We start from the raw sequence: 13,244 nt of genomic DNA on the forward strand, positions 1-13,244 counted from the left end.
AATTACCGATAAACCGGCACATCATAGTACAGCGTATATTGATCGAGCAATGTATACAGACTGTACATTCTCCCCACCTGCTTACAAGCCCATCCGACATCTGTCGCATATTGGTGAAGGGCATTCGGAGACCATCTCATTTTATAGAGGGTGTCCTGTTTGTAAGTCGGGTGGTGAATGTATTTTTCACCGATGAATTTGGCTCCGCCCATAATGGCGGCCTCAGGTGTGAACCACCCTTGTTCATAGGCGTATTTTGCGCCGTAGTAAAGCGGGTTGCTGTCGTAAGCCCCGACGCCGTACATATTGTAAACCTTTTTGCCGTTGAACATCGTTCCTTTAGCCAACTCGGAAGTTCCGTTGCCCGTCTCAAGGAGCGAGTGTGAAATGAGGTACAGTTCATTGATGCTGTATGCTCTCGCCGCGTCGATGAACGCTTGCCCTTTGCCTGTCAAACCCCCTTTATTATAAAGGATTTTTGCATTGACCTCGGCAGCATTCAATCCGGCCGTTTGCGACAGTTTTAAAAATTGGAAGTATGCCGAGCTGTCTTGTGTGAAATTTTCCGGATTGACATATTTCTCGACTTCATCCCTGCTGGCATTTCGCCAATTCATTCTGATTTTTGCCCAGCCGTTTTCCTGGGAGATGATGTTGACTTTATCCCCTTTTTGCAGCTGTCCGATGATGTTGCCGCCTGTCACAAGGGGGCTTGACCTGATATTCAGCAGATCAGCCGTGACGGTTTGGTTCGCCGTATTGATGTAGCTCAATGAAACATAAGCCGGCGCATCCGTTTGCGGGCTGACTTTCATCTGTTTATCGATCATCTGGCTGAGCGTGATTCCGTAGTCAGTCGTTGTGATTTGCGGGCCGTTTTTCACTTTGACGACATTCACCGGCCAGCCGTAATTCGTTTTGATCCGATTGGCGGCAGCATCCGCACGGTCTTTCCCTGTAAATTGTTCATTGATCGAGATATGAAACAGGCTGACCGTCTTTGTTTGGTAAGTTGCGCTGACATTGTTCTTCTTAAAGACATTCAAGCCCTTGTCGAGATCTGCTTTGCTTGTGATTCGACCTGTCGTCACCCGGTACTGCCTGTAGCCGTACTCACCCGTTTGTTCAATCTTGCCCGGTATATTCCGCTTGCTGAAAAATCCGAGCGCCTGCTGTAATTTTTCCGTGCCGATCAGAGCTTCCGAACTCAGTTTGTAGCGGCTGTAATATTGGCCGGTCTTCACGGCCTCTGCGTGAATGCCTGTTTCTTTAAAGAAATTGAGCGCCTGCGTCACTTTGTTCTGTTCGTATACGGATTCCGTTGTCAGCTGATAGTGGCTGTACACTTTTTTTCCTGTTGATCCGGCCGTTCCCGCCGCACCGTTGTTCTTAAAGAATTCAAGCCCTTTATTGATTCGCGCTTGAACGGCGGTTTCAGCAGACGCAATCCGGAAGCGGCTGACGGTCGTGCTGCCGGCGCTTTGCGCAGAAGCCTGAATATTTTTGTTTTTAAAAAACCGGATGCCATCGTTTGCTTTCTTTTGATCTGAAAGCGGGACGGAAACGATTCTGAAAGATGTCTGCTTTTTCCCCGCCTTTGCAGCAGTATAACGCCACGTTTTCTTTTTGAAAAAGGCGTCGATTTTTTTGAGGTTTTGACTGTCTACGCTTTTCATGCTTACGATCCAGAAGCGTGTACCTTTTACCTTTTCCGTGCTTGAGGCGAGACCGGTTTTCTTTTTAATTTGTCCGGCGGCATTTTTCGCGCTCTTTTCGTCATTAAAATATCCCGATTTCACATTGTATAGCTGTGCCGGCTGACCGGCGGCTTCATATGCCCCTTTGACTTTGAGCTCTTTTTCAAACTGCTTCAGCAGGTTTTTCGCGTTTGTTTCGCCTTGTATCGAACTTGTCGCAATTTTATATTTAGGCTGTTGTTTCTTTACGGTCTCTATCGTTCCTTTAAGGGCCGTTTCTTTTTCAAACTGGACAAGCAGGCTTTTCGCTTTGCTCTCATCTGCGATTTCTGCAGAATAAAGCTTGACGATCGCTTGTCCCGCTCCGTATGGTGCATACGACGCTTTGAGGCCGGTCGCTTTTTGAAAACGATCGAGGATGGCTTTCGTGTTGTCTTCGCCTTCGATTCCTCCGGTGGCAACCTTCACGTATGCTTCCCTGTTCCCTGCAAGTGTATAGGTTGCTTTCAGACCGGTTTCTTTTTCAAATTGGAGCGCCCATTCCTTGGCTTTTTCTTCACCGGCAAATTCCTTTGATACCGCTTTGGAAAACGGTTCTTTTTTTCCAATCGGACCATAGGACGCCTTCAAACCGGTTTCTTTTTCAAACTGCAAAAGCAGATTTTTTGCTCTGCTCTCCCCTTCGACACCTTCTGATGTCAAAACGTATGTTGTGCCGTTTTTCCCTGAAGGTTTGACCTCGGCTTTCCATCCCGTGTCCTTTTTCAGTTGTTCGGCTGCTTTGAGCGCTTCGCTTTCGCTATTAAACTCTTTTGCTGTTTCAATTTTGTAGACGGAAGTATCGGTATATGCTGCTAAAGCAGGAATTGCCGGGACTGCCGTATGTACGAGCAAAATGATTGCAGCAAAAATAACGGTTTTTCTAATGTTTTTCACATTCTTTACTCCCCTCGCCTATGAGCCTCCCAATTTCTAAAACTTGCTTTCTCTTTTTATCGGCGAGCCGGATTATTTTTTTACAATAAAAAAGCTTAACGGCCTTTTTTTGCAGACCGTCAAGCTTTTTATATGTGTGACACGATTAGTTCACATGTTCCTTCTATTGTAAAGTCATTGGTTTCCGCCGGCAGGATAAAATTTGTCCCTTTGCTGATCGGAAATAATTCGCCGCCCTGAGTGAGCTTTCCTTCTCCTTCAATCACGCTGCACAGGAGGAAAGGGGCATCCTGGGTCAGCTCAGCGGCACCGTCGATCTCCCATTTATATACGGAGAAATATTCGGCTTCAACAAATGTCTTAATGGTAATGCCTTTTTGAGTTTCTGTCGATTCGTCAACATAGCTGTCTACATGCGGTACTGTTGTGACATTGATCGCCTGTGTCAGGTGAAGTTCGCGCTTTTCTCCGTTTTGATCGGTCCGGTCATAATCATATACCCTGTACGTCGTATCGGAGCTCTGCTGTGTCTCCAAAACGACCGTCCCCTCGCAAAGAGCGTGAATCGTGCCGCTTGGCACATAATAAAAATCGCCCGGTTTGATTTTGATCCGCCTTAACAGGTTGTCCCAATCACCGCTGTTGATCATGGTGACCAGTTCAGTCCGCGTTCTCGCCGTGTGGCCGTAAACGATCTCTGCTCCTTCTTTGCAATCGATGATATACCAGCATTCTGTCTTACCGAGTTCCCCGTTTTCGTGCTCTCCTGCATAATAGTCATCCGGGTGGACTTGAACGGAAAGGTCTTGATTGGCATCAAGTATTTTCGTTAACAGCGGGAAACGGTCCCCCTCTGCACCTCCAAACAATTCACGGTGTTCGTCCCAAAGCTCGGCAAGCGTTTTTCCTTTGTAAGGACCTGAAGCAACGATGTTCGGACCGTTTGGATGGGCGGAAATGGCCCAGCATTCACCTGTCAAATCGGAGGGAATGTCATAGCCGAATGACTCGCGCAAAGCCGTTCCCCCCCAGATTCTCTCTTTAAACTCAGGCTGCAGAAATATCGGTGATTGAGTCATGTTGCCATCTCCTCCCTTAATTCACGATAGTCTTATGTAAATAAAACGCTTTCTTTTATTGATAGACATGTATGTTGAAATATAAACCTTTTCATATTCATTATGACGTTATCTCGATAGAAGTCAATGCCGGAAAGGAAAAACAGAAGCCCTCTTCAGGCTTCTGCTTGTGATGATGCAAGCTCAATAATCCGCTGGTTTGAGCTTCCTCTGTAAAGAAGCGTCAAGTCCCTTTTTTTGAGTTCGAACGGGCCGTCTACCAGGACATCGCAATAGGCCAGCAAGGCGCTGTGCTTTTCATTCTTCAAGATTTGTTCGTACGTATAGCCGCTGTAAAGCCAGATGTCCTTTTCGGAATGCTGCTTAATTTTTTCTGACAGCTCGATCAGTTCGCCTGCATGCAAAAGCGGCTCCCCTCCTGAATAGGTGACGTTTGTAAGCGGGTTTTTCATAATTTCCTCGAATACTTCGTCTACACTCATATCAAATCCGTTATTGATATTCCAGCTTTGTTTATTATGGCAGCCTTCACACATATGCGGGCAGCCCGCTAAAAACACGACTGTTCTCAGTCCTTCTCCGTCTACGATGCTGTCATGGATAATATTCATCACTTTCATAGATGCTTCACTCTGTCCTTTTCTTCTTGTCTTTTCGCCGAATTCCACTTTGACATATCTCCGACTAAATATCCTGTAATCCGTCTGATTCGTTCGATCAAAGCCTCATCCCGGTTTTTGCACTGCGGGCATTCATTATCTATGATTCCGGTAAATCCGCACGCCTTGCAGTGGTCGACAGGATGGTTGATCGAGGCGTAGCCCATGCCTGACCGGCGCATGGCGGTCACAAGCATGTCCATCGCTTTAATGTTTTTTTTCGGGTCTCCGTCCAGCTCGATGTAGCTGATGTGCCCTCCATTGCACATTAAGTGGAACGGCGCTTCTTTTCTGATCTTTTCGACCGCAGTCAGCTTATAGTGAACAGGGATGTGAAACGAATTCGTATAGTACACCCGGTCTGTGACATTGCGGATCGAACCGAACTCCACTTTGTCTTTTTTGACAAATTTCCCTGAAAGCCCTTCTGCCGGCGTAGCGATCAAGGAAAAGTTCAATTTGTGTTTTTCTGTGGCTTCATCGGCCTTATCTCTCATCGACTGGACGATTTTTTTGCCGAGTTCAAACGACTCCTCGCTTTCTCCGTGATGTTTTCCGGTCAATGCAGTCAAAGCTTCAGCCAGCCCGATAAATCCGATGCTCAATGTTCCGTGCTTTAGCACATCCTCGAGCGTGTCCTCAGGTTCAAGCTTCTCGCTTTCATGCCAGATGCCTTGTGAATACAGGAATTTAAAGTCCTTTGCTCTTTTCTTGCATTGAAAGGCGTACCGTTCAAGCAGCTGTTGAATCGTTAAATCCATGTAGCGGTTTAACAAGGCAAAAAACTGTTCAACGTTTTCGCTGAGCAGCGCTATTTTCACAATGTTGATCGAGGTGAATGACAAATTCCCTCTGCCGACGCTGTTTTCTTTTCCATGAATATTGGACATGACGCGCGTTCTGCATCCCATATAAGCGATTTCGCTTTCCGGCGTTCCGTCATAAAAAGGTTTGTTCACGGGCGAGTCGATAAAGCTGAAGTTCGGAAACAGCCTTTCAGCGCTCGTTTCCAATGCAAGCCGGTACAAGTCATAGTTAGGGTCTGTTTGATCAACGTTCACGCCTTCTTTCATTTTGAAGATCTGAATCGGAAAAATCGGCGTCTCACCTTTGCCGAGGCCTGCTTTTGTCGCCTTAAGAATATTTTTGATCAAAAGGCGGCCTTCCCTTGACGTATCCGTGCCGTAATTAATGGAAACAAACGGCACCTGTCCGCCGCCCCTCGAATGCATGCTGTTGGCGTTATGTATAAATGCTTCGCACGCTTGGTAAGTTGTGTTGTCCGTTTCTTCCCACGCTCTTTCCCTTATCTCTTCTTCTGTCAAAGTTGTCGGGTATTGTTTGATTTTCGCAAGATGCTTTTCGTACGTTTTGCGGACGTAAGGCGCCAGGTCGTAATCGAACATTGGGAATGACTGGCCGCCATGCTGCATATTTTGATTCGATTGAAAAATGATAGATGCGAGTGACAATGCGCTCATAATGTCCTTCGGTTCCCTGAGGGAGCCGTGGCCAGTGTGGAATCCCTCCTTTAACAGCCGGACCAATGGTATCTGACAGCAAGTCGTTGTCCCGCTCGGCATATAGTCTAAATCGTGAGGGTATATAAAGTTGTCATCGACTGCTTTCTTGATTTCCGGCGACATTAAGTAATGGAGCGCATAATGTCTGGAACTCTCGGATGCAAACCGGCTCATTTGCCCCATCGGGGAGCGGCCGTCTACGTTGGCATTTTCCTGCATAATATCGTGATTTCCATACCCGACGATATCATGAAATGTTTCTGTCAATTGCAATAATCCCTGTTCTTTAAAGCCTGTTGTCATCCTAATCTCTCCTAAAAAGTAGCATATATAGTGTTTGTCCATCCAACAGACACTATATATTGATATTAGCACAGATTATGTTCGTCAAATTTAGCAATTTGGTGACGTTTCAAAAACGGTCATAAAAAAACGCCCCGGACAAATGTCCCGGTGCGCCTGCGGCAACATTACTTGTAATCAATCGTCATTTGTTTCGGAGATTTTCTTTGTTTCGTCCGTTTTTCGATCCAGACGGTTGCAAGCGGCGTCAGAAGCGAGGTGACAATGACGCTTGTCGCGATGATCGCGGTTGCTGAATCAGCTACCGGCGCAAACACGGGGTTTGCATCGGCAAGTGCATACGGGACGGCTACCGCAGCCCCGGCCGTTGATGACGCCGCTACTCCCGCGACACCGTCTCCTCTTGCGACAAAGCGGTCCAGCAAGTATAGAGATGCACCCGAGAGAATGACGACTGATACGCCGACAACAATGCCTAAAAGGCCGGATTGAATCAACATGTTAAAATCAAGCGTGTTTCCAAGTGAAAATGCGAAGAACGGAATGATCGCCGGTACGACTTTTCCAAACAAATCGCGCAATTCAGGGTCAAGGTTACCGAGAATGCAGCCGAGTAAAAACGGGATGACGGTTGCAGCCAGCGTCTCCCAAGGAAATGCCGCAAGCCCTGTCACACCGAAAGTGACCATCGTCATAAACGGGCCTGATTCCGTGCTGATAAAGGCAAAAGCACCGGCGTCTTCCTTTCTTCCCATGTGATTCATTAACGCCAAATACAGACCGCCGTTCGTTTCATTCATAACGGCTACGATCGCCAGCACGGACAGTCCGGCAAAAAACCCGCTTTGAATGCCTTCGTCTGGAATGAACTGCGCTGCGATCAAACCCAATAATGCGGCAAAGCCGACTTTGCCGATCAGAAGCGTCAGCCCCTTCCTCGCAATATATCCTGAAGAACGAAAATCTATTGTCGCGCCAACGCAAAAGATAAATACTCCTAAAATCGGCAGCGTTCCGGTAATCAGGGCGCCTGTAAATCCGCCGAAAAACTCTGCGGTTCCCGGTGCAAATGTATTCAGCGTTGCGCCCAGAAAGAGCGGAATGATCATCATGCCGCCCGGCACACGTTCAATCGTTGCTTTAATTTTCATCATTTTTTTCTCCCATTCTAGAAATTAATGAAAAAGCAAAGCTGTCGATCTTGCAAAACCTGAAGTCTTTACCACGCTGCGCACGCTTTATTTCTGCTGAGCCCGCCGCTGAAAGATGCGCTGGAGATCCGCTTCTGACACTTTGTTCAGCTGGCTTCCCACACCTACTGCCAATGCTCCGGCATCAAGCCACTTCTCCACATCGCCGGGATGGATTCCTCCGGTTGGTATGAACCGAACCTTCGGAAAAGGACCGGCGAGGTTCTTCATGTAAGGAATCCCGGATGTTCCCCCTGGAAACAGCTTAAGAACCCGAAAACCCTTTGAGACCGCTTCCATAATTTCGCTTGGCGTTAATACGCCGGGAATAAAAAATGTATGCAATGATGCGGCCTCCTCAGCCAGTGATTCCGAAAAACCCGGGCTGACGATAAATTTTGACCCCGCTGCCGCGGCTTCCCTCGCCTGTTCGCTTTCAACCACCGTTCCCGCTCCGACAAGAAGACCGTCTTTTCCCGCAAATTTTTCAATCAGCTCAGACGCTCCCGGCGTCGTATATGTGATTTCAATCGCAGTAATCCCTTTGTCGATCAGTCTGTGAATGGTCTCCTCAGCAGCCTCCTTACCGTCTGCGCGGACGACTGCGATCAGCCCGGCCTCGCCCAGCTGCTCTTGCACTTTTCCGATCATAGACATTTCCATTACGGTCAACCTCCTATTTTTTGGTTGTTTTTCTCTCCAGCCATAAAAGCTTTCAATTGATCCCTTGACGGCAGACCGTCCATATCCCCCGGAGCCATGACGGCCAGCGCTCCGATCGCATTGGCCCTCTGAACTGCTTCTTCCAGCGGAAGTCCGTCTAAAAGGCCGCTGATCATGCCGACGGCAAAACCGTCGCCAGCGCCAACAGTATCAACAACCTTCTCCACCTGATAACCCGGCACATAACCTTCTTTTTCCGATGTCCTGTAATAAGCCCCTTCTTTTCCAAGCTTGATGACAATCACCTTGACCCCCTGCATTACATAATGTTTAGCGATATCCTCGGGAGAATTGCAGCCTGTCAGGAGTTTTCCTTCATTGATCCCCGGCAGAAACCAGTCTGCCTGCGCGGCGATTTCATTAATTGTATGAACCATTGTCTGCTGATCCGGCCAAAGCTGGAAGCGGAGATTCGGGTCAAACGAAATCGTCTTCCCGTCTTTTTTCATCTGGTGAACGGCGTGGCGGGCGAAGCCCCTCATTTCCCTTGAAAGTGCAGGAGGTATGCCCGTCACATGCATATGTTTGGCTTGCTTGAAATACTCTGCCGGGTAGTCATCAATGCTCATCGTGCTTGCGGCTGATCCGCTCCGATAATATGTGACATCAGGGTCTCCGCTTTCAACCTTTGACTTGAGCAGTATGCCCGTCTGCCGGTCTGCGGTGCGTTTGACTTCAGAAATGTCGACGCCTTCTTTTTTCAATTCATTTAAAATAAAGGTTCCAAGCGAATCGGCGCCGACCTTGCTCATCCAGCCGACCCGAAAACCCAGGCGCGACAGTCCGACGGCAACGTTTGTTTCCGCTCCGGCAAGAGCTTTGGAAAACGAAGACGCCTCATGCAGTCCGCCTGCTTCATTTGCGTAAAACATAGCCATCGATTCTCCGAAGGTCATCACATCAAGCGACATGATTTCACTCTCCTTTCAAAATGGTACCGGTTTCAAAAGCAGTTGCGGGAAAACACTCTCCCCTAAGTTTTCGGGTCCATGAGTGTTTCCGTTTGACAAGTTCTACAGCGACTGTCTGAGAACAAGCTCCGCCTCAAGCTGAATCGTCTGCGGGGCGCTTTCGTCTCCTTCAATCCGTTTGATGATCCGCTCCATGGCGACCCTGCCCATTTCATGCGACGGCTGGGCGATGGTCGTAATGCCCGGACCGATCAATTTATACCATTCTGTATCATCAAATCCGGCAATTCCGACATCTTCCGGAATTGAAATGCCAAGCTCATAAAGGCAGCTGATGATTTTCAGCATCAGAAGCCCGTTGTTTCCAAGAATGGCTTTTTTCCCTTCTTTCATTTCCAAAAAGCTTTTGACGGACTGTAATAGAGATTCTTTGTCTTTGACGTCAGCCTCATATACGAGAGGGGTACCGCCGGCGTTTCGTTCCAGCGCGATTTCTGTATAGGCGGAGGCCCTTTCCTCCCTTGGACTGATTCCCTTAATCGGTTCGGTAAACAGACCGACCTGGGCATAGCCTTTGTCATACATGAGATTGACGATTTGACTTGTCACTTCGCGGTTGTTCGTTGTGACTGCATCGATCTTGAGCCCGGGCACTTTCCGGTCAACGAGCACAATCGATACATCCTGGCTGATTAAATCCAAGAGCACATCGTTGTTCCTTCCCGTCGTATTAATAATCAGCCCTTCAATGTAATGCGCGTTCAGCTTGTGCAGCATCTCCCTTTCTTTCTCAGGACTGTTGTCCGTGTTGCAGACCATGATGCTGTATCCGTACTGATCGCAAACCTCTTCCACCCCTCTCAAGGTGGCTACTGAAAACGGGTTTGTAATATCGGCGACCAAAAATCCGATAACTTTGCTTTTTTTCACCTTCAGCCCCTGTGCCATCTGGCTTGGGCGGTAATTGAGCTCCTCGATCGCTTTTTTGATGCTTTTCACCTTTTTCGGTGAAATGGCATCAATCTTCCCGTTGATATAACGGGAAACCGTTGATTTTGATACGCCTGCATGTGCGGCGACTTCGTTGATGGTTACTTTCGCTGTTTGCTTATCCTTCATTCAAGTACTCCTATAACCTTATGATTTGAAACCGATTTCAAAAACTTTATACCACCAGCATATCACATCATTTAAAATTTGGAAGAGTCTTTTTTAATATTTCAGCATTGTCCTTTACAATATTCAGAAATAGTGAAAAGACTGTTGACGCTTTCCATTATTTACTTTAAAATTCATGTTTGAAACCGTTACCAAAAACTTTTGGCACTTCATTCAAGTCAGTCTAAAAACGTCCAATTCAAGGAGGAGAAGGTATGGAAAATCGTTATTCTGTTCATCCAGAACAAGCGAAACGATTCACAACCGCAGAGCTTCGCGAGCATTTTTTAATAGAGTCATTGTTTGTTGAAAACAAACTGAATATGTTTTATTCGCATGAAGACAGGGTCGTGATCGGCGGAGCCGTTCCAGTAAAGGAGTCCATAGCGCTCGATGCCGGCGATTTTTTAAAAACGGACTATTTCCTAGAACGGCGCGAAATCGGGATTGTGAATGTCGGCAAGCCCGGTGCGGTTAAAGTCGGTGATGAAGAATACGTACTGGAGCACAAAGACTTTCTGTATATCGGCCTGGGAAATAAAGACGTTTTCTTCTCAAGCTTGAATGAAGGCGGGGCCAAATTTTATTTCATCTCGGCGACGGCACACCAAAAGTATCCGGTGCAAAAAGCTTCTCTTTCAGAGCTCCCATACGATCATTTAGGAGAAGAAGCCTCTTCAAATGTTCGTAATCTATACAAAGTGATTCATGCAGACGGCATTCAAAGCTGCCAGCTGATGATGGGCATTACGTTTCTTGAACCTAATAACACATGGAACACAATGCCTGCGCATGTCCACGACCGGCGGATGGAGGTTTACCTGTATCTTGATCTTGCTGAGGATGCAAAGGTGTTTCATTTCATGGGCGAACCGACGGAGACCCGGCATCTTGTCGTCGGGAACGAACAGGCTGTCATTTCACCCGCGTGGTCTGTCCACTCGGGCTCCGGCACATCCAACTACTGCTTTATATGGGCGATGGCCGGAGAAAACTACACATTTAAGGACATGGATGCTGTCCCGATGAATGTCATTCGGTAAGGACGTGAACGTGAGATGGGATATCTTGAATCGTATTTTTCACTTGAAGGCAAAACGGCGCTTGTCACAGGCCCGGGAACGGGAATCGGCAAAGGGATTGCCGAAGCGCTGGCAAAAGCGGGAGCGGATATCATCGGCACTTCGCATACGAGCGGACTTGATGAAACAAAGCGGCTGATCGAAGAAGCCGGCAGAACGTTTACTTCTTATCAGCTTGATATGGGCAACCTTGACGAGGTCGAGGCTTTTGCAAAAGAGGTGCCTGACCGCCATCAAATTGATATTCTCGTTAACAACGCCGGGACGATCCGCAGAGAAAAAGCGGCTGATTTTTCCCGGGAGAACTGGGAAGCGGTGATCAATGTCAATTTGAACAGCTTATTTTTGCTGACGCAGGCTATCGGCCGGCAGATGATTGAGCGAAAGCAAGGGAAAATCATCAATATTGCCTCTCTTCTTTCATTTCAAGGAGGCATTCTTGTCCCTGCATATACGGCAAGCAAACATGCAGTAGCCGGATTGACGAAGTCTTTTGCCAATGAATGGGCGGCTTATAATGTCCAGGTCAATGCGATTGCTCCGGGCTATATCGCGACGAACAATACAAAGCAGATCCGCGACGATCAAAACCGCAATGCCGAAATCTTAAAACGGATTCCGGCCGAGCGCTGGGGTCAGCCGGATGACATTGCCGGCGCCGCCGTATTCCTTTCGTCGCCGGCATCCGATTATGTGAATGGACATGTGTTAGCCGTCGATGGCGGATGGCTGGCAAGGTAATGCGAGGAAAAGGCTGCCGGTAGCTCGGCAGCTATCATCGCTATGGCTTCAAAATTACTTTAATGCAATCATCTTCATGGTCGTTGAACAAATGATAAGCGCGGCCGGCTTCTTCAAGCGGAAGCTGGTGCGTAATGATTTCCTTCGGATCAAATTGATTCTCTTCGATCTTCTTGTAAATCTCCGGCATCAAATGGATGACCGGAGCCTGCCCCATTTTTAGCGTAACATTTCTGGAAAAGAATGCGCCGAGCGGAAACATATTGTAATTGCTTCCATATACCCCCGTAATCTGTACGGTTCCGCACTTTCTGACCGCCTTTGTAGAAATTTGAATCGGTCCGAGCGTGCCGCCCTGAAGCTTCAGTTTTTGCTCCAGATACTCAAGCGGAGATTTTTTGCCGTCCATCCCTACGCAGTCGATCACGACATCCGCCCCGCCTTTTGTAATCTCCTTTAAATGCTCGCCCATATCAGGATATTTTGTAAAGTCAAATACTTCAACGCGGTTTAATGCCTCAGCCTGCTTTAGGCGGTAGTCCAAGTAGTCTACTGCAATGACCCGCTTCGCCCCTTCCATCCAGGCAAACTTCTGCGCCATTAATCCAACCGGCCCGCAGCCGAGCACAATGACAGTGTCCCCTTTTTTGACGCCTGCGTGAAGCACGCTCCAATACGCGGTTGGGAGGACATCTGATAAAAACAGAAGCGACTCGTCCTCCATCTCGCATGATTCAGGAATGACAAACGGCGTGAAATTGCCAAACGGCACTTTTAAATATTCAGCCTGTCCGCCAGGGTGATTCCCGAATTTTTCCGAGTAGCCAAAATACCCGCCTGAATCATAATGGGGATTGGCATTGTCGCACTGGCTTTCCAGCTTGTTTTCGCAATAAAAGCAATGTCCGCAGGCAACGGTAAACGGGATGACAACCCGGTCTCCTTTTTTCACTTTTGTTACATCAGGTCCTGTTTCTTCTACAATTCCCATCGGTTCATGGCCGAGCTGGAAGCCTTTTGGAAGAGGGAAATTCCCTTGATAAAGATGGAGATCCGAACCGCAAATCGCGGTAGAAGTAATTCTGACAACGATATCATCGCTTTTTTCAATTTTGGCATCCTCCACCTGGCTGACTTCAACATGCTGAGGCCCTTGAAACGTTACGGCTTTCAAATCGTCACACTCCCATTATCGTTCAGTTGACTTTAGTGTGAGATAAACCCGGGTTCTTATTCAGTTTT

Annotated in this window: 11 protein-coding genes; 2 read left to right on the forward strand and 9 right to left on the reverse strand. The window is 47.7% G+C overall.

The window, feature by feature from the left end; translation table 11 throughout:
- Positions 1-2: 2 nt before the first annotated feature.
- The 8 genes from MKY62_RS18990 to MKY62_RS19025 form a co-directional block, all read right to left on the reverse strand.
- Positions 3-2,633: an N-acetylglucosaminidase gene (locus MKY62_RS18990; RefSeq protein WP_016886515.1), complete on the reverse strand. Its 2,631-nt coding sequence runs from the start codon at positions 2,631-2,633 to the stop codon at positions 3-5.
- A 128-nt stretch (positions 2,634-2,761) separates the two neighbouring features.
- The gene (manA, locus tag MKY62_RS18995) at positions 2,762-3,712 is read right to left on the reverse strand and encodes a mannose-6-phosphate isomerase, class I (protein ID WP_003185791.1); all 951 of its coding nucleotides are present in this window, start codon (positions 3,710-3,712) and stop codon (positions 2,762-2,764) included.
- A 155-nt stretch (positions 3,713-3,867) separates the two neighbouring features.
- Positions 3,868-4,332, reverse strand: coding sequence for an anaerobic ribonucleoside-triphosphate reductase activating protein (gene nrdG / locus MKY62_RS19000; protein ID WP_003185792.1), 465 nt, complete (start codon positions 4,330-4,332; stop codon positions 3,868-3,870).
- On the reverse strand, positions 4,329-6,197 hold the full coding sequence (locus MKY62_RS19005) for an anaerobic ribonucleoside triphosphate reductase (RefSeq protein ID WP_003185794.1): 1,869 nt from the start codon (positions 6,195-6,197) through the stop codon (positions 4,329-4,331). Before MKY62_RS19005 ends, nrdG begins: the two co-directional genes overlap by 4 nt.
- A gap of 167 nt (positions 6,198-6,364) precedes the next feature.
- The gene (gene kdgT, locus MKY62_RS19010) at positions 6,365-7,348 is read right to left on the reverse strand and encodes a 2-keto-3-deoxygluconate transporter (protein WP_011198368.1); all 984 of its coding nucleotides are present in this window, start codon (positions 7,346-7,348) and stop codon (positions 6,365-6,367) included.
- Between the two features lie 87 nt (positions 7,349-7,435).
- Entirely contained in the window at positions 7,436-8,050 is a 615-nt protein-coding gene (locus MKY62_RS19015; RefSeq protein ID WP_003185799.1) for a bifunctional 4-hydroxy-2-oxoglutarate aldolase/2-dehydro-3-deoxy-phosphogluconate aldolase, read from the reverse strand.
- A gap of 5 nt (positions 8,051-8,055) precedes the next feature.
- Positions 8,056-9,021 (reverse strand): sugar kinase, encoded by a 966-nt coding sequence (locus MKY62_RS19020; protein WP_003185801.1) that lies wholly within the window; start codon positions 9,019-9,021, stop codon positions 8,056-8,058.
- A 102-nt stretch (positions 9,022-9,123) separates the two neighbouring features.
- Entirely contained in the window at positions 9,124-10,140 is a 1,017-nt protein-coding gene (locus tag MKY62_RS19025; protein WP_003185803.1) for a LacI family DNA-binding transcriptional regulator, read from the reverse strand.
- Between the two features lie 254 nt (positions 10,141-10,394).
- On the opposite strand from MKY62_RS19025, the gene kduI reads away from it, so the two are divergent.
- Together kduI and kduD are read left to right on the forward strand one after the other, a co-directional pair.
- Entirely contained in the window at positions 10,395-11,222 is an 828-nt protein-coding gene (kduI, locus tag MKY62_RS19030) for a 5-dehydro-4-deoxy-D-glucuronate isomerase (RefSeq protein WP_003185805.1), read from the forward strand.
- A gap of 15 nt (positions 11,223-11,237) precedes the next feature.
- On the forward strand, positions 11,238-12,002 hold the full coding sequence (gene kduD / locus MKY62_RS19035; RefSeq protein WP_003185807.1) for a 2-dehydro-3-deoxy-D-gluconate 5-dehydrogenase KduD: 765 nt from the start codon (positions 11,238-11,240) through the stop codon (positions 12,000-12,002).
- 40 nt (positions 12,003-12,042) lie between these two features.
- On the opposite strand, the gene MKY62_RS19040 is transcribed toward kduD, so the two are convergent.
- Positions 12,043-13,176 carry a zinc-dependent alcohol dehydrogenase gene (locus tag MKY62_RS19040; protein WP_003185809.1) on the reverse strand — a complete coding sequence of 378 codons (1,134 nt, stop codon included), beginning with the start codon at positions 13,174-13,176 and terminating at the stop codon, positions 12,043-12,045.
- Positions 13,177-13,244: the final 68 nt, after the last annotated feature.

It is taken from the genome of Bacillus sp. FSL R7-0646 (assembly GCF_037969865.1).
GTDB classification, from domain to species: Bacteria; Bacillota; Bacilli; order Bacillales; family Bacillaceae; genus Bacillus; species Bacillus licheniformis.